General features: G+C 37.4%; 19 protein-coding genes. 15 read left to right on the plus strand and 4 right to left on the minus strand.

Translation table 11 applies throughout. The features are described from left to right. The 6 genes from MKY30_RS08610 (at position 1) to MKY30_RS08635 (ending at position 4358) form a co-directional block, all read left to right on the plus strand. Positions 1 to 771, plus strand: a complete 771-nt coding sequence (locus tag MKY30_RS08610) for a thiazole synthase (protein WP_147208953.1) — start codon at positions 1 to 3, stop codon at positions 769 to 771. After that, positions 761 to 1783 carry a ThiF family adenylyltransferase gene (locus MKY30_RS08615; RefSeq protein WP_341083508.1) on the plus strand — a complete coding sequence of 341 codons (1023 nt, stop codon included), beginning with the start codon at positions 761 to 763 and terminating at the stop codon, positions 1781 to 1783. The genes MKY30_RS08610 and MKY30_RS08615 overlap by 11 nt, the downstream gene beginning before the upstream one ends. A gap of 242 nt (positions 1784 to 2025) precedes the next feature. Continuing rightward, positions 2026 to 2595 (plus strand): DUF4256 domain-containing protein, encoded by a 570-nt coding sequence (locus MKY30_RS08620; RefSeq protein WP_341083510.1) that lies wholly within the window; start codon positions 2026 to 2028, stop codon positions 2593 to 2595. Positions 2596 to 2866: 271 nt separating this feature from the next. Next, positions 2867 to 3457 (plus strand): NUDIX domain-containing protein, encoded by a 591-nt coding sequence (locus MKY30_RS08625; protein ID WP_156985947.1) that lies wholly within the window; start codon positions 2867 to 2869, stop codon positions 3455 to 3457. Positions 3458 to 3479: 22 nt separating this feature from the next. Further along, positions 3480 to 3938 (plus strand): DUF3995 domain-containing protein, encoded by a 459-nt coding sequence (locus MKY30_RS08630; protein ID WP_339284288.1) that lies wholly within the window; start codon positions 3480 to 3482, stop codon positions 3936 to 3938. A gap of 78 nt (positions 3939 to 4016) precedes the next feature. Further along, on the plus strand, positions 4017 to 4358 hold the full coding sequence (locus MKY30_RS08635; protein WP_147208959.1) for a VOC family protein: 342 nt from the start codon (positions 4017 to 4019) through the stop codon (positions 4356 to 4358). Between the two features lie 136 nt (positions 4359 to 4494). On the opposite strand, the gene MKY30_RS08640 is transcribed toward MKY30_RS08635, so the two are convergent. Both MKY30_RS08640 and MKY30_RS08645 read right to left on the minus strand, forming a co-directional pair. Next, entirely contained in the window at positions 4495 to 6003 is a 1509-nt protein-coding gene (locus tag MKY30_RS08640) for an alkaline phosphatase (RefSeq protein WP_341083511.1), read from the minus strand. A gap of 133 nt (positions 6004 to 6136) precedes the next feature. Then, positions 6137 to 6691: a nucleotidyltransferase family protein gene (locus MKY30_RS08645; protein ID WP_339284291.1), complete on the minus strand. Its 555-nt coding sequence runs from the start codon at positions 6689 to 6691 to the stop codon at positions 6137 to 6139. A 155-nt stretch (positions 6692 to 6846) separates the two neighbouring features. On the opposite strand from MKY30_RS08645, the gene MKY30_RS08650 reads away from it, so the two are divergent. From MKY30_RS08650 to MKY30_RS08680, 7 genes are all read left to right on the plus strand, one after another. Further along, positions 6847 to 7497, plus strand: coding sequence for an HAD family hydrolase (locus MKY30_RS08650; RefSeq protein ID WP_339284292.1), 651 nt, complete (start codon positions 6847 to 6849; stop codon positions 7495 to 7497). Between the two features lie 51 nt (positions 7498 to 7548). Then, positions 7549 to 8493: a helix-turn-helix transcriptional regulator gene (locus MKY30_RS08655; RefSeq protein WP_339284293.1), complete on the plus strand. Its 945-nt coding sequence runs from the start codon at positions 7549 to 7551 to the stop codon at positions 8491 to 8493. Between the two features lie 88 nt (positions 8494 to 8581). Further along, a complete protein-coding gene (locus tag MKY30_RS08660) occupies positions 8582 to 9070 on the plus strand; it encodes a DinB family protein (protein ID WP_341083512.1) in 489 nt (162 codons plus the stop codon). Between the two features lie 34 nt (positions 9071 to 9104). Then, positions 9105 to 10157 (plus strand): DNA glycosylase AlkZ-like family protein, encoded by a 1053-nt coding sequence (locus MKY30_RS08665; protein ID WP_339284296.1) that lies wholly within the window; start codon positions 9105 to 9107, stop codon positions 10155 to 10157. Positions 10158 to 10178: 21 nt separating this feature from the next. Continuing rightward, complete coding sequence (locus MKY30_RS08670; protein ID WP_339284297.1) at positions 10179 to 10895, plus strand: hypothetical protein; 717 nt, start codon at positions 10179 to 10181, stop codon at positions 10893 to 10895. A gap of 118 nt (positions 10896 to 11013) precedes the next feature. Beyond that, on the plus strand, positions 11014 to 11919 hold the full coding sequence (locus tag MKY30_RS08675; RefSeq protein WP_339284298.1) for a phosphotransferase: 906 nt from the start codon (positions 11014 to 11016) through the stop codon (positions 11917 to 11919). A gap of 65 nt (positions 11920 to 11984) precedes the next feature. Further along, positions 11985 to 12524, plus strand: a complete 540-nt coding sequence (locus MKY30_RS08680; RefSeq protein WP_379546830.1) for a GNAT family N-acetyltransferase — start codon at positions 11985 to 11987, stop codon at positions 12522 to 12524. 91 nt (positions 12525 to 12615) lie between these two features. On the opposite strand, the gene MKY30_RS08685 is transcribed toward MKY30_RS08680, so the two are convergent. Next, positions 12616 to 13242: a histidine phosphatase family protein gene (locus MKY30_RS08685; RefSeq protein ID WP_339284301.1), complete on the minus strand. Its 627-nt coding sequence runs from the start codon at positions 13240 to 13242 to the stop codon at positions 12616 to 12618. A 152-nt stretch (positions 13243 to 13394) separates the two neighbouring features. Between MKY30_RS08685 and MKY30_RS08690 the strand changes: the two genes are divergently transcribed. Both MKY30_RS08690 and MKY30_RS08695 read left to right on the plus strand, forming a co-directional pair. Then, a complete protein-coding gene (locus tag MKY30_RS08690) occupies positions 13395 to 14231 on the plus strand; it encodes a DUF4037 domain-containing protein (RefSeq protein ID WP_156985896.1) in 837 nt (278 codons plus the stop codon). Positions 14232 to 14291: 60 nt separating this feature from the next. Then, positions 14292 to 14723, plus strand: a complete 432-nt coding sequence (locus MKY30_RS08695; RefSeq protein ID WP_341083513.1) for an NUDIX hydrolase — start codon at positions 14292 to 14294, stop codon at positions 14721 to 14723. Positions 14724 to 14809: 86 nt separating this feature from the next. On the opposite strand, the gene MKY30_RS08700 is transcribed toward MKY30_RS08695, so the two are convergent. Continuing rightward, the gene (locus tag MKY30_RS08700; protein WP_246145037.1) at positions 14810 to 15685 is read right to left on the minus strand and encodes a LysR family transcriptional regulator; all 876 of its coding nucleotides are present in this window, start codon (positions 15683 to 15685) and stop codon (positions 14810 to 14812) included. Between the last annotated feature and the right edge of the window lie 4 nt (positions 15686 to 15689).

Genomic DNA, 15689 nt, shown 5'->3' on the forward strand with positions numbered 1-15689 from the left:
ATGCTTAAAGTTGGAAACTATCAATTTAAATCTCGTTTATTTTTAGGAACAGGAAAATATCCTGATTTCGATATTCAAAAGCAGGCGGTAGATAAATCAGGGACAGAGGTACTCACCTTTTCTGTAAGAAGGATGAATATTTACGATCCCTCACTGCCAAATTTTTTAGAAAAAATTGATGTGGATCGATATACGTTTTTACCAAATACGGCAGGTGCGAAGGACGCAAAAGAGGCCGTGCGCATTGCTAAACTAGCTGCTGCTTCGGGACGATGTGATATGGTGAAAGTGGAAATTATTGGATGTAATAAAACATTGCTCCCAGATCCTGTTGAGACATTAAAAGCTACAGAAGAGCTGGTGGCAGAAGGCTTTACCGTACTTCCATATACATCAGATGATGTTGTGCTGGCCAAAAAACTGGAGGAAGCAGGTGCGCATGCAGTGATGCCCGGAGCTTCACCAATTGGAAGTGGTCAAGGGATTATCAATCCTTTAAATCTCTCTTTTATTATCGAGCAGTCATCAGTACCTGTTATTGTTGACGCAGGTATCGGATCGCCGGCTGATACAGCTTATGCCATGGAACTGGGAGCAGATGGCGTTTTATTGAATACAGCAGTTTCTGGAGCGGATAATCCTGTGAAAATGGCTGAAGCGATGAAATACGCAGTGGAGGCAGGACGGCTGGGATATGAAGCAGGAAGAATTCCAAAGAAAGACTATGCTGTAGCCAGCAGCCCTGAGGAAGGGATCAGCGTTGGAAACTAATCGTTATCACCGCCAAATATTATTTGCTCCAATTGGTGAAGCCGGTCAGGAAAAACTGATCCGGAGTCATGTGCTGATTGTCGGTGCAGGCGCGCTGGGATCAAGCAGTGCAGAAGCGTTAACCCGTGCCGGTGTTGGTCAACTAACAATAATTGACCGGGATTATGTAGAAGAAAGTAACCTGCAGCGGCAACAGCTGTTCAGTGAAGCGGATATGAAGCAGAAGATGCCAAAAGCGGTTGCCGCCAAACAAAGGCTTTCTGAAGTGAATAGCCACGTTAAAATAGACGCAATTGTTGGAGATGCCGAGATAGATATACTAAGGGAAATCGTACCTGAGACAGATTTGATCATCGATGCTACGGATAATTTTGAGACGAGGCTTTTACTGAATGATATCGCGCAAAAGTATCAAAAGCCCTGGATTTACGGAGCAGTTGTAGCCAGCTATGGAGTTACCTTTACTGTTCTACCTGATAAAACGCCTTGTTTACAATGTCTGCAGGAATATATTCCTGCTAACGGTGCTACCTGTGACAGTGTCGGAATTATTCAGCCTGTTGTGCAAAAAGTTGTTTCCCAGCAAATAACAGAGGCGCTAAAGCTATTAACAGGTAACGAAGCAGCTTTATCAGGAAAGTTTATATCTTTTGACCTTTGGAAAAATGAGCATACGGAAATGGAGGCAGAAGCATTACGCAAACCAGATTGCCCATCATGCTCATCGAAAAGAAGCTATCCCAATTTAGCCTATGATTCCCGGCTGAAAACAGCTGTGTTATGCGGAAGAAATACAGTCCAGCTACGCCCGCAGCGTAAACAGACGGATTTGGATGAAGTGGCAAAAGAGCTGAAGAAAAATAAACAAATTAAATTGTTTCAAAATCCTTATTTGCTTTCGTTTGAAGTTGATTCTTTCCGGATTGTTCTTTTTCAGGACGGAAGAGTATTGGTTCATGGGACAATGGATTCGATAGAAGCAAAAAATATTTATCACCGCTATTTGGGGTGAGAGTACTAAAATAAGAAGATGCTGGTGTTTCTTAGAAAAAAAGCCATATTTTATTCCGTCCTTATTATCATCGCCTCTTGTCTTTACAGGGGCGATTTTTTCTCGTCAATAATAATGAAAACTGTATGTGGATTAAACAAAAAAATCTATTTATAAGAATGAAATTATTATTCGATATGGATATAATGGATAATACATAAACAGGATGCAATTGTCTTAATAAAAATTGAAGGAGAATAGATATGACAAAAGAAAATAAAAAAGTACTTTTTCAAGAGGAACAGGAAGAACTACTGAACAAATTAAAGACACGCTTTGAGAAAAATATGAATCGTCATGAAGGTCTTGACTGGAAGCAAATCCAAACAAAGCTGGAAGGCAATCCAGAAAAATTAGCTTCTCTATATAAAATGGAGAAAACGGAAGGGGAGCCTGATTTAGTCGGCTATGATAAGGAACAGGATGAATATATCTTTGTTGACTGCTCCAAAGAAAGCCCTAAAGGACGAAGAAGTATCTGTTACGACCGTGCGGCACTGGAATCGAGAAAAAAGCATAAGCCAGAAAATAATGCGATAGATATGGCGGCAGAAATAGGTATTGAGATGTTAACAGAAGAGCAATATCGGGAGCTTCAAAAGCTAGGAACATTTGATACAAAAACATCGACCTGGGTGAAGACACCTGATGATATTCGAAAACTTGGCGGGGCAGTCTTTTGCGATTTTCGTTTTGGACGTGTTTTCTTATATCATAACGGTGCGGATTCTTATTATGGTTCCAGAGGATTCCGGGGCATGTTAAGAGTGTAGTTGTAAGCAGGAGAAGAGTATGGAGAATCAGGAATGTATAGAGATTATAAATTCTTGGTTCTTTTTTATTTGATAGTAACTCAACTTTCGCACTTTAAAAAATAACTTTCTTTCCATAGGAACAGATGTTGAACGTTTCTTCCATATATTTGTTGACAAAGATTAGAAAGTAAAGTGTAAGGTGACCGCTGCGGCGGGCCGTTTTGCTTTCCTAGGTGCGAAAGTTGAGATAGTAAGTTTGAAAATTCAGACGGAAACAAGTGATGGTATGATGGACACTATTATGGAAAATGTAAGAACAGCAGGAGCTTACGTTTTATATAATGATCTGTTTGTTTTTCAGGTCGGCCCGACGAAAAAAGGAAATAACCTCGGTATAGTGCGGTTAGGAGGACATAGAGAAGCAGGAGAAAGGCCTTTGGAGACAGCTGAAAGAGAAGTGATAGAGGAAGCGGCAATAAAAATCAATCCAATAGATTCTCCGATCACATACCTTTTAAAGAATTGGGATGAAAAGGGAAGTACGATCCAGCCAGAAGAGGAAATCAATCCATTTCTGATTAAAGGAAATCAAAAAGCAGGATTTACTGTTATGTATATGTCTTTTGCGGAGAATAAGCCCAAACCGTCTTCTGAGTCAAAAGGGATTTTAATGCTGTCTCCAAAAGAGATTGAATTTATTTGTAATCACAAAGTTACGTTAAATGAACTGGTACAGCAAAAAGGGAAGGCAATATTAACAGAAGGATTTAACAAAGATTTAGTTTTGGAGCCTTTTCCGCAGCTATTATTCTTATCAAAAATATTAAAGCAGAAGCTTGGCTATATGAATACGTTCTTTCAAAATTTAAGGAAAGAATAACTATATAGGGAGGAGCATTTATTTGCGAGTTCACAAATGGTGGCTTACCTTAGGTGTTGTTTGGTCGATTACTTTTGCAGGTATGAGCTTTTATTGGGCAATGGGCGGATTGTTTGGTGTCAGGTCTCTGGGGGGAGTAATTTATGAAATGTCACTTAATCCTGAGCCTTCCTTTATTCTGATTGTATGGCTGACGGGCTTTGCAAAATTATTAGGAGCAGTGTTATTATTGCTTCTACTTGTTCCATGGAGAAACGCCGCAGTCTCCAAAGTGCTTTACTACATTTCAAAAATTGCAGGAGTATTCTTATTTGTATATGGTTTCTTAAATTTTATTACTATTTCGATGAGTGCCTTTGCTATTTTAGATATGGATTTAGAAGCTCACGCAATCTTTTGGAGATTAGTATTCTGGGAGCCATTTTGGATGGCTGGTGGCATTTGTTATTTTTTCTCAGTCAAAAAACAACGTTCTATTTAGGTTTTTAATTTTGCATCAGGTATACTTTGATAAAGTTATTAGAAAAACGAAAACTATATTATATAAAGAGGTGATTCTATGCAACTAAATCATTTAAATTTAACGGTAAATGATGTGGAAGCTTCACGGGAGTTTCTGGAGAAATATTTCGATATGAAATGTGTGAACAGTCGCGGAAAAGGGTTTGCAGCTATGTTTGACGATAATCAATTTGTTTTGACGCTTATGAAAGGAAAAGATGTTCAATACCCGAAGACCTTTCATATTGGTTTTCCTCAAGTAAACAGAGAGAAGGTGGATCAAATAAATAAACAGTTGAAGGAGGATGGCTATGAAGTAGATCCCCCTATTGAATCTCATGGATATACATTCTATGTAAAAGCACCTGGTGGATTTACTGTGGAGGTTTTGTCTGATTAGAATAAAAATTGAATTTTATCCTCATAGATTTAAACTATCCAAAAATCCCGGTGAATGCGAGTTTTATAACACACTCAGCTATTCACAGGGATTTTTTTAAGAGTATAAGAATTGTAGCAATTCTTATACTGAATCCTTACTTGAAATATACTTCGTCCCCGGGATAAATCAAATGCGGATTTGGAAATTGATTGATTTCCTGCAGCGTAGTCCATAAATAATTGTATTTCAGGCCAATTTCAAACAATGTATCCCCAGACTTTATCGTATACTTCATATCGTCCGGCTGATTTTGGCTGATTTCTCCGCCCAGTTCAATTCCTGCAGCTTCAGCGATGATTTTTGGTAAATCTGTATTATCAAGAGAACCTGAAAATTGGTCAGATCCTGGACCATATGCGTAGACTGGGATATCGACTCCTGTGTGGTTCGTGCTTGTCCATCCGACATTGGCCTTCGCGCTGATTACTGCATTGATTGCCGATTTTGGGTCTTCAGCTTCCTGAATGGATTGAATTTCTTCTTCTGAGAATTCCATATCTGTATATTCACTTACTACTTCGCTTGTGTTGGAACGGTCATCATTCAACTCTGCAGCGATGTTCTCACCAGTTGCTGTTACACTATGAAGCAGCTCCGGGTTTGCAGTTCCTGAACCATTGGCACCTGCAGTCATACCGCCTGTTTCATGGTCTCCACCAACAACGACTAGTGTATTACCATCTTCTTTAGCAAAATTAATTGCTTCCTGGACCGCTGCTTCAAAGGCACCAACATCTGTCATCGCCCATGCCGCATCATTATCGTGACCTGCCCAGTCAATTTGGCTTCCTTCTACCATAAGGAAAAAGCCGTCTTCATCATTTTTTAGTGTATCAATAGCAGTTTGTGTCATTTCTGCAAGACTTGGTTCTTCCTCTGTGTTACGGTGCATTTCTGGTGCCAAAGCATCATCTGCGAATAAGCCTAATAAATTTTCGCTGTCTAAATCAATATCAGCTTCCAACAATTGATTGCGATTTTCTACGAGCTGGTACCCTTGCTCTTCTGCTTGCTGGAGGACATTGACTTCTGTCTGATTTCCGCCTTCTGATTCTGGAATAAAGTTATTTTTACCGCCGCCAAGTAGAACATCAATCTCGTTGTCTATTAATTGTCGGGCAATTTCTGTTTCGTTGTTGCGGTCTTCTACATGTGCACCAAAAGCAGCTGGAGTTGCATGTGTGATAGTGGAAGTAGCAACGAGTCCTGTTGACATGTCCTTATCTTTTGAGGCTTCTAAAATAGTCTGCTGTGGATTACCTTCTGGATCCAATCCAATGATGCCATTATTCGTTTTTACTCCTGTTGACATTGCCGTACCTGCCGCCGCGGAGTCTGTAATATTGGAATCAGCGGAATATGTAGAATACATGCCCTTCAAATGATTATCCCACACTGCGTCTTCTCCCTTAAAATGCCGATAATTCGTTGCGTAATCCGCATTAAAACCGTCTGGAATCATATAAATGATATTTTTCGTTTTGTCCCCATTGTTACTGCTGTTATTCATCTGATTATTTCCATCTGCACTTGCCGCTGTAACACTAATTCCTGAAAAAATAAGTCCCGCACTTAACGCAGCCACTCCGAGCTTTTTTATCATTCCATCATCCTCCTAAATTTAACCTAATCTCATTGTAGGTGAGAATCATTAATTGAGGATGAATAGAATGTAAATAGTTTGTAATTTTCTGTTTTTACTAAGTTGCATTTTAATATATGAGAGAAGGATAAAACTAATATTTAATGACTAAATTTGTCCAAATTGTATCCCATTTTTTATGTTGTATTCTCTCAGTATAAATAGTATGGAGCTCAGTGTCTTTTAAATAATACGGTGTCGGTTTGACAATCCCATTAAATAAATCCTCCAAACCATAGGGAGCCATTATTTTTATCTCCTGTTGACACAGCTGTGCAGCAACAGCAGTAGTTGTTTCAGGAAAGTGAGAAACACCATCGAAAGAAGATGTGTAAGGGAGATTATTATTTTTTAAATGCATTCTCGCCTGATTTTTTACAGACCATGGTTGTTCAGGCATCCACTTTTCTAATTTTGATTCTAGTTTTTTCTCTGTATCTTTAGAAAGGTCTGTTTGATCAAAATAAATGACATCAATATCGTTTATTTTTGTATGGCAGTTTTGTAAAGTATCCCAAACTTTATTTCTGATTAATCCGGCAGCAACCCAGCAATCGTTTAGCTCCAATTTCTCCACTGTTTGTAAAACTGATAAAATGTAGCTATCTTCTTTGAGAAAATTTATTAATCTTTCTTCGTGTGCTGTCATATATGTATCATCTCCCTCTATCTAGTTTTATTGTATAGCAAAATCTGGTTGAATGAAATTCTGCATAAACGGTTTTGGAGGGAATTTTAACATCAAATAAATGATAGAATAGAGAAGTATAGAAAGTTAACTTATGAAATAGAAAGGAAGCACCTATGAGTAAATATAAAGTAATTTTATTCGATTTAGACGGGACACTCTCTGATCCAAAAGAAGGTATAACAAAATCGGTTCAATATGCATTAGATAAAATGGGAAGTGTAGAACCTGATTTGGATAAGCTGGAATGCTTTATTGGTCCTCCTTTACAAGTATCATTTACTGAATATTACCATTTTAATGAACAAGAAACGCAAAAAGCTATCCAGTTTTACAGAGAAAGATTTAAAGAAAAAGGGATGTATGAAAATACGTTATATCCTGATACACCTTGGTTATTACAATCACTGCAGGGGCAAGGATTTATTTTAGCAGTCGCAACGTCAAAGCCGACTGTTTTTGCAGAGCAAATACTGGAGTATTTCCAAATCAGCAATTACTTTGAAATGATAACAGGGAGCAATTTGGATGGGACAAGATCGGCAAAAGCAGAAATTATCCAATATATTATAGATAACTATCCCAAATATAAGTTGGAAGAATTTATCATGATTGGTGACAGAAAACATGATTTGATTGGAGCCAATAAAACTGGAATAGATTCCATCGGGGTGACATACGGATATGGTTCAGTGGAAGAGCTGAACGATGAAAAGCCTGCATATATTGCAGATAGTCTTAATCAAGTAAATATGATTCTGATGTAGAAAACTTTCTCTTAATCAATCTCTATCTTTCAGGCAAATGGAGGCAGCACTATGTCCAAAACAAAACGTTTAATCGAAATAATGATAACAGTGAACGCAAAACGCAAATTTACAGCACGAGAACTGGCAGAAGAATTTAATGTCTCCTATCGTACAATTCTTAGAGACTTGGATGAATTAAGTGAGCTGGGGGTTCCGCTTTATTCAGAAGTCGGTGCGGACGGCGGTTACTATGTATTGAATGAGCGGATGTTGCCTCCGGTTTTATTAAAAGAGTCTGAGGCGATTGCGCTTTATTTTGCTTTTCATTCCCTGCAATTTCTAGGAGCTCTCCCATTTGAAACGGAAGTGGGCTATGTTTTAAAGAAACTATATAACTATCTGCCTGGAGACGCTAAGCTGCGTATTAATACAATGAAAGACCGGATTGTTTTTTGGAATCCCAGCCGTGTTCAGACAGCAAATGAGCTGGATATAATATTAAATGCAGCGGTAGACCAATCCATCGTGACTATCCAATACGACAGTCAAAAGGGAATAAAAGAGAGAATGATTCAGCCAATCGGTTTGTATAGTCATAATGGTTTCTGGTATTGTCCGGCTTATTGTTTTCTGCGCGAGGAAATTCGTTTGTTTCGTGCGGATCGAATAAAAAAAGCAGTACATACAGATAAAAAGAGGCGTAAATTGCCTTATCAATCTATTATGGAATGGATTGAGCTGTCAGAATCCGAAGTTTCTAATCCGGTTACTTTTTTGGTAGATTTGACAAGAGAAGGAGTACGGCGTGCAATGTCAGAGTTAGATTTGGAGAGGCATGTTCAAAGACGTGAGGATGGGACAGGCTGGATAAAAATGAGTATACCTGAGTCAGAGTTAACATATTTTGTTGATTTGGTCTGGAATTTTGGCAGTGAAGCACATGTGTTGGGACCAAAAGAAGCGATAACCTCTATGAAAAGAAAGCTGGAAACCCTGCTGGAGAAGTACAAATAAATTTTAAAATATCTTTATTAATGATGACATCATCTGTCATGATTCCATGGTACGTTAAGGTAGAAAAAAGAATGAAAGGGTGAATGTAATGCATGCTGTATCTGTGTTAAGAAACGAGTTATTAGCTGAGCTGGAGCTTGGTATCAGGTCCATGGAAGGGTTATTGAAGAAGGTGGAGAACAAGGAATGGAGCTACCGCCCGGCAGAAAATATGCGTAATCTCGGGGAGCTTGCCAGACATACTGTTTCTATACCGGAAGTAGACTTGAACCTTTGGCTGGAGAAGGATGAGAGGACGATTCGGGATCTGGAGTCAAAGTATGAGAAGCTGGAATCTGCTGAGGAATTGATTGAAGCAATGAACCAAGGCTTTCAATTGTTTAAAACGTATATGCTGTCTTTATCGGATGAGGATTTTTTAACTAAAAAGACAAAGCCGTTTTATTTAGAAGAGGGTGAAACACAGGCACATTGGCTTGTAGAGGAGGTTTCTCATCTGTTCCATCACCGGGCACAGTTCTTTAATTATTTAAAGCAGCTTGGTTACGATATAAATATGTTTGATCTTTATGTTTAACAGAGAAGAAAGAGAACTAGGAGGTGAATCATATTTGAATAAAGAAAAAATAATTTGTGAGCGTTTGCATAGACAGGGATTAATGGCGCAGCTTGAGGATATCCATGATATAAAATCCTATAAACAGTTATTTCAGAGATTACAGCCGGTAGCTCCAGTTTTTAACAGTCGTCCAGGTGAGGCCTCAAAGCTGGTGCATAGGACAGTTTTTAATGATGCACTCCTGGCAGAAGAATTACGAAAAAAACATCAGCTGGTAAAAGGGCGTTTTCAGGGCGGACGCATCGGATATGTTCTGGAAGAAGATCTGGGGCTATACAGCACTATTTTTCGAAAGCCTGTTCAAAAAATAACAGAGCTTCATGAAGAGGTTTTATCCATGATTCAATCGTCAGGCGGTATATCCAAAGAGCAGTTAAAAGAGGAGCTGCCTTTTAAAGCAAAAGAAATCACTGCTGCTTTAAAAAGACTCCAGGAAGCTTTTTTAGTATATGAATCACAGATTGATACGGATTGGAATACAGGCTGGTTTGACTTTAAAACTGAATGGTCGGAAATCAAATGGGCAGAGGATCCGGTTTCTGCTGTAGCAGAAATGCTGCTGCATTTTTTGGATGCTGCTGTATTTGCTACTTTAGATCAAATTAAAAGCTGGTCGCAGTTAAAGCATACAACAATACAAAGTGCTTTAAATGCATTAATGGAAAGAGAAGCAATTGTAAAAATAAAAGTGGATGGACTTGGCGAAGGGTTTATGCAGAAAAAAGATTTATATTTAACCAATGAAGAAATTACTCCATCTGTGTTTATGCTGGATAACTCAGATTTTCTGGTCAGAGCAGAAATTGTTGAATTGAAAGAGAAATTTAAAGGGAAAGAAGTTCTTCAGTATCTCTTAATAGATGGCGAATTTAAAGGAGCGGTGCTTGGACATTGGAGAATTGGTCCGCACGATATTGAAGATATTGCACTGTGTCTTGGAGAAGAAGAAATAGAAACGAGGAAAGAAGAAATCATTTCTGCCGTCAAATCTGGATACTCAGTGAAGACAACCCATATTTTGCGTTTCAATGGAGAGAATCTCTGATGAGAAGGGGAGGATGATAGAGTGGGGCTGATAAGAAATAACATTGTGGTGGAATATAATGATAAAGGATATTTAATGTACGCTGAAAGTTTTCCGGGAGCATATACAAGGGGCAGAGAGCGTGAAGAAGCGCTCTCTAAGTTTCCTGCTGAGATTAAAAGGTATTGCAGGTGGACTGGGATAGATTATGCTGAAATAGATGTTGTTGAATCTGTCGTTGTTCAATCAAAAGAAAGCAATCTCGAAATACACGAAGCAGATTCCGACATCATCTTTTTATCGGAACAGGATCCATTATTGGTGGAGGAATATGAGCTGATAAAAAAGCTGGTATTAAAATCTGCACATGATTTTCAGCTTCTTTACGACTCTATTCCAGTTAAGACATATACTTCTTTACCGAAAAGAAAATCTTTTTATGGTGCTGTGCCGATTACTCCTGAAGAGATGTATGAGCATACAAATGGTGTTACGAATTATTATGTAGGAGAAATTGGTGTGAAGATAGATAATATAGATCTAATCTACCAAAACAGAATGCAAGCATTAAAAGCGATAGAAGAAGCTGATGACTTTTTGCAAAATAAAACGCTCCATGGCAATTATGGAGAACAGTGGTCGCTGCGGAAGGTATTAAGAAGATTTATTTGGCATGACCATATTCATGCGAAAGGTATGTACCGTATGGCTGTGAAAAGATGGGGAGATAGTGAAATTGAAAATCCGTATTATTTTTGATGATGAAGGATAGGCAAATAAAATCATAAGTTAATAGAATATAAAATTAATAATTGCACCTTTCTAAAAAATAATCTAATGATTTATCGAAAGTGTAAAAGAAAGTGGGGGAAGGTGGATGAGAAAGCATTTTATAGAAATTATTAATGAGTACCCAATACAAGAAATTATACAAATAGAAGCTTTAGATAAGGGAAATACTTCTGAAGCAAATATAGTAATAAGCACAGAAGGTAAATACATATTAAGAAAATTAAAAAGTAATCAGCAAGCAAGAACAGAATACTTTATATCTAACATCTTATCGGATGCTCATGTTTCCCCTAAAGTCCTGTTGACAAAGAAAAACAAGTCTTTTGTAGAAAAAAATGGAGGAATTTATAATCTCCAGCAATATATAAATAATAAAAGCGTATTAAATAAAAATATTCATTTTCAGAATTTAGGTAAAGCTATTGCTCTTTTCCATCATAAGATGAATACTGTAAATGAAATAGAAGAACAAGAGGACAGATTTTCACTGGAACAATTATGGGGCAAAGTAATGGAGCAGCCACACCTTTATAGATTGATTAAGTTACATGGGGTTACACAGCTTGTTCATCAAATATTAAACTATCAGCATAAAGATAATTGTTACATTCATGCGGACTTGGGAAAATGGAATTTATTATTTAATGAAGACGATGTATATATTATTGACTTTGGTGAGGCGAGAAGAGGGAACTATCATTTTGATGTAGCTGCAGTAATTGCTTCTACTATAGATTTAAACCAGACCAGTGAATCTATTTTAAAAAATCTAGTGCAGCTGGAAAAAGGGTATGTGGAAAATCATAATAAGATAAATTGGACATCAGTCATTGAAAATCTCTATTTATGGAATATTAGAGGTATGCTTGCCTTTCTGTGCTTTCAAGGGAAAAATAATCAGCAAAATAGTCTTATAATAAAACAGGTGCTTGATAGGAATGAGAGGCTAACAAGTTTGATTGAGCGCTTTTTTATTAAGGATGAAGATTGAGAAGGAAAATAAAACGTTTTAGCAGATAATAACAAAAAGAATGAACGGAGAGAGTTGTTGTGGGAATGGATCAGAAAAAATATCATGTCCGAAACGTACATTATCTAATAAGAACTGCTGAAGAAAAAGATGCAAAAAGGTTATCTGCTATCAGATTACAAATTGATGGAGAAACAGAAAATATGGATAGAGAGAAAGGTGAGGCCTACATAGATGAAGAGGGATTTAAACATATCATTAAAAATGCTGCTGAGAGTCCCAATAAATTATTTTTAGTAGCTGAAGTAGATGGAGAAGTAACAGGATTCTCAAGATGCGAAGGTAATACATTAAAAAGAACCTCTCATCAGGTAGAGTTCGGAGTCTGTGTACTAAAGGAATATTGGGGGTATGCTATTGGACAAAATCTTTTAAAAGAATCGATTCATTGGGCCGAACTCAATGGGCTAAAGAAAATAAATTTGAGTGTCCTTGAAACGAATGATAAAGCGATAAAGTTATATGAAAAGTATGGTTTTGAAACAGAAGGTGTATTGAAGAAAGATAAAAGATTATCGGATGGGAATTACTATAATACAGTGCTGATGGGGAGATTCATAGATTAATAAATAGTAAACGGGATTTAAATGATATAAATACAAAATGATTGCATTGGACAAACAATCATCTTGTATTTATATTGAAATTTTTATTTATCTAATCAGGAAAATGAGAGGTGTCATTAAACTTATGTATAACTCTTTGATGATAATGATTTTGACCAAGAACAGTAATACCGCCAGCTGATGAAGAGAAGTAGGCATTTATAATCATTTCGGGGGTAAATTTCATCCACCAGGCTGTGATATATCCCAGTGTACCACCATGCGTGACGATAAAGATATTTTTCTTTTTTTCTCGATCATAGATATTATTCATACAGTGACAAACACGGGCATAAAATTCTCTCTTTGTTTCTCCATGTTGAAATGCTCGATAATCCAAATCAATACCGTTGCTTTTTCGTGGCTGTCTGTGAGCATTTGCCCAATCCTTTGTTTTTCCAGCCGCAACGCCAGTATTTATTTCCCGGAGCTCTTTATCTTGAATGACTTCAAGATTGAGCTTCTTGCTAATGATTTCTGCTGTTTGTGCTGCTCTTAGTAAATCCGATGAATAAAGAACATATTCTGCATCATTAGCTGCTGCTTTTTGTAATTTGTCGCCTATCGATTTTGCTTGTTTTCTTCCTAGATCTGTTAAAGGGGTATTTGTCCATCCGCCTGACATGTTATTTACATGATGCTCCGATTGACAATGCTGTATTAAGGTAATATTGCTCATGCATTTTTCCTCCCAATTAGTGAATAGAATCTATTTTATTATAAACTTTATTCCCATTAGAAGGAATTATCATTATATTTGTGGAAGAATGATAGAAGATAATAATAAATGGAGCGTGAATATATTTTTAAGTGATGTATGGAGGTGACAGCATGGATTTGAATATATTGGCAGCCAAAGCTGCAAAAGTTTATCAATTAAACCCCAAAATAGAAGCGGTTATATTAGGTGGCTCCGTGTCAAGAAACTGGCATGATTGTTATTCAGATATTGAGCTGTTTATTTTTTGGAATGAACCTCCGACAGATGAGGATAGAAAATTTCCTATTACCAAGCTGGAAGGGGAAGTCATTGATTTTTACCCTTACGAAGAAGAGGAATGGTCAGAAAGCTATATTGCTGAGGGAATAAAATTAGAAATAAGTAATTTTCTAACAGCCAGCATAGAAGGCATCATAGATGACGTTGTTGTATCTTTTAGTCCGGATGTATATAAGCAATGTCTTGCAGCGGCTGTATATGATGGCGTGCCCTTAAGCGGCGAAACACTTATTAAACAGCTGAAGGAAAAGATAGAACAGTATCCGGATGAATTAAGTATCGCAATGATAAAAGAATATATGTATTTAGGGAATGACTGGACGAATCGGGAAGCTTTACTAAATCGTGAAGATTGGCTGATGCTGTATAAGGTAATAACAGATGTACAAACAAATATCATGGGAATGCTGTCCGGGTTAAATAAGCAATATGTGCATCATCCTGCTTTTAAATGGCAGAAGCAGACATTGGAATCAATGGCTATAGCTCCTAAAAATATATCCAGTCGTCTAGAATCTGTTTTTCTGGGTGGTCCTCAAACTTCCTTACGTGAATTAGAAGGTATCGTTCTTGAGGTTTACCAGCTTATACAACGTGAGTATCCGGAAATGGTTCTATCATCGGTCATTGGCAAATCACTATTTTTGCGACCCGAGCATGGAAAATAATAGAAATTGACTGTGTAGAGATGATACTCTGTAATGAATATTGGATGAGGAGGAAGCTTGATGGGGCAAAATAAATCAGAAACCTTTACACCGCCAAAGCATATTGTATCTGCAGCAACGATTGTACTTAATGACAATAATGAGCTTTTGTTAATTAAAGGACCCAGGAGAGGATGGGAAATGCCCGGCGGCCAAGTAGAAGAAGGCGAATCCCTGAAAGAAGCTGCTATTAGAGAAACAAAGGAAGAATCAGGAATTGATGTAGAAGTTTTAAAGTTCTGTGGAATATTTCAAAATGTGGATCGATCCATTTGTAATACATTATTCTTAGCTAAACCAATTGGAGGAGAATTTACAACCTCATCAGAAAGCTTAGACGTTGGATTCTTTCCCGTTGAGCAGGCTTTGGAAATGGTGAAGAATGGAAACTTTAGAGAAAGGATTGAGCTTTGCCTGGATGAAAGCAAGCATCCAATCTATGTGGAATTTTAAAAAGGGGATAATAGAAAATAAAAAGGAGTCAAGCTATGTATGATAAAGAAAAGCTTGGCTCCTTAAGTTTATAGTATGCAGCCAAGTCATGCTAACAAATGGCTTAAAAACTTGTCAGCTGCCAATGATAAAGAAGTATCTTTTTTTGTTGCCAATCCAATCTTTCTCTTTTCAATAATTTCATCTATGTCCACTTCAAATAATTGTTGTTCAGCCAGTTCCTTTAACACAAGCTCTTTTGTCACAAATGCAATACCCATGCCAATTTTGGCGCATTCGATTAATAATTCCACGCTGCCAATTTCAATATCCGGTTTGATCTCCAGATTTTGCTTTAGAAAAAGCTGATTAAGGAACTTTCTGGAGCTGCTTGCTTCTGAAAAAGAAATAATCGGATATGCTTGTATGTCCGACAAAGAAAGTTGTTCTCCTGTCAGGTGCTGAAACCTTTTCCCGACAACAAATGTGCTGTTAATACTTAAAAAATCCGTTATGGAAGCATTGCTTTGATTAGCTGGCAAGTGAATGATCCCAATATCAATTAACCCAGCTTCCAATTTATCTAAAATCTGTGGTGTAGAGCCATGCTGTAACTTAATTTCGATTTCAGGATACAACTTCTGGAAGCTTTGGACATAGGGCAGCAAATAGTGTTTGCAGGTTGAATCACTTCCTCCGATTGTAACAGAGCCCCTCTGTAAGTTTTTCATTTCCATTATTTTCTGTTCTGCATTATCAATTAAATCAAACGCTTGTTTGAGATAATCAAATAGTACCTCACCCTCCTTTGTAAGCAAAACTCCCTTGGACGTTCTGGTGAAAAGCTGGATTCCGAGCTCATTCTCTAATTGCTTTATAGAATGACTGACACTCGGCTGTGTAATAAAAAGCCGTTTTGCTGCTTTACTAAAATTCTTTTCGATTGCTGTTATATAAAATACACGGTACAAGTCTGTATTCATGATA

The sequence above is a fragment of the Oceanobacillus sp. FSL W8-0428 genome (assembly GCF_038004405.1).
Lineage (GTDB): Bacteria > Bacillota > Bacilli > Bacillales > Amphibacillaceae > Oceanobacillus > Oceanobacillus sojae.

What these genes read in the sequence shown, in the direction of transcription:
- MKY30_RS08610 (WP_147208953.1), top strand. Translation starts at nt 1, where the DNA reads ATGCTTAAAGTTGGAAACTATCAATTTAAATCTCGTTTATTTTTAGGA.
- MKY30_RS08635 (WP_147208959.1), top strand. Translation starts at nt 4,017, where the DNA reads ATGCAACTAAATCATTTAAATTTAACGGTAAATGATGTGGAAGCTTCA.
- MKY30_RS08675 (WP_339284298.1), top strand. Translation starts at nt 11,014, where the DNA reads ATGAGAAAGCATTTTATAGAAATTATTAATGAGTACCCAATACAAGAA.
- MKY30_RS08625 (WP_156985947.1), top strand. Translation starts at nt 2,867, where the DNA reads ATGGACACTATTATGGAAAATGTAAGAACAGCAGGAGCTTACGTTTTA.
- MKY30_RS08620 (WP_341083510.1), top strand. Translation starts at nt 2,026, where the DNA reads ATGACAAAAGAAAATAAAAAAGTACTTTTTCAAGAGGAACAGGAAGAA.
- MKY30_RS08680 (WP_379546830.1), top strand. Translation starts at nt 11,985, where the DNA reads ATGGATCAGAAAAAATATCATGTCCGAAACGTACATTATCTAATAAGA.
- MKY30_RS08650 (WP_339284292.1), top strand. Translation starts at nt 6,847, where the DNA reads ATGAGTAAATATAAAGTAATTTTATTCGATTTAGACGGGACACTCTCT.
- MKY30_RS08640 (WP_341083511.1), bottom strand. Translation starts at nt 6,003, where the DNA reads ATGATAAAAAAGCTCGGAGTGGCTGCGTTAAGTGCGGGACTTATTTTT.
- MKY30_RS08655 (WP_339284293.1), top strand. Translation starts at nt 7,549, where the DNA reads ATGTCCAAAACAAAACGTTTAATCGAAATAATGATAACAGTGAACGCA.
- MKY30_RS08690 (WP_156985896.1), top strand. Translation starts at nt 13,395, where the DNA reads ATGGATTTGAATATATTGGCAGCCAAAGCTGCAAAAGTTTATCAATTA.
- MKY30_RS08695 (WP_341083513.1), top strand. Translation starts at nt 14,292, where the DNA reads ATGGGGCAAAATAAATCAGAAACCTTTACACCGCCAAAGCATATTGTA.
- MKY30_RS08685 (WP_339284301.1), bottom strand. Translation starts at nt 13,242, where the DNA reads ATGAGCAATATTACCTTAATACAGCATTGTCAATCGGAGCATCATGTA.
- MKY30_RS08700 (WP_246145037.1), bottom strand. Translation starts at nt 15,685, where the DNA reads ATGAATACAGACTTGTACCGTGTATTTTATATAACAGCAATCGAAAAG.
- MKY30_RS08660 (WP_341083512.1), top strand. Translation starts at nt 8,582, where the DNA reads ATGCATGCTGTATCTGTGTTAAGAAACGAGTTATTAGCTGAGCTGGAG.
- MKY30_RS08645 (WP_339284291.1), bottom strand. Translation starts at nt 6,691, where the DNA reads ATGACAGCACACGAAGAAAGATTAATAAATTTTCTCAAAGAAGATAGC.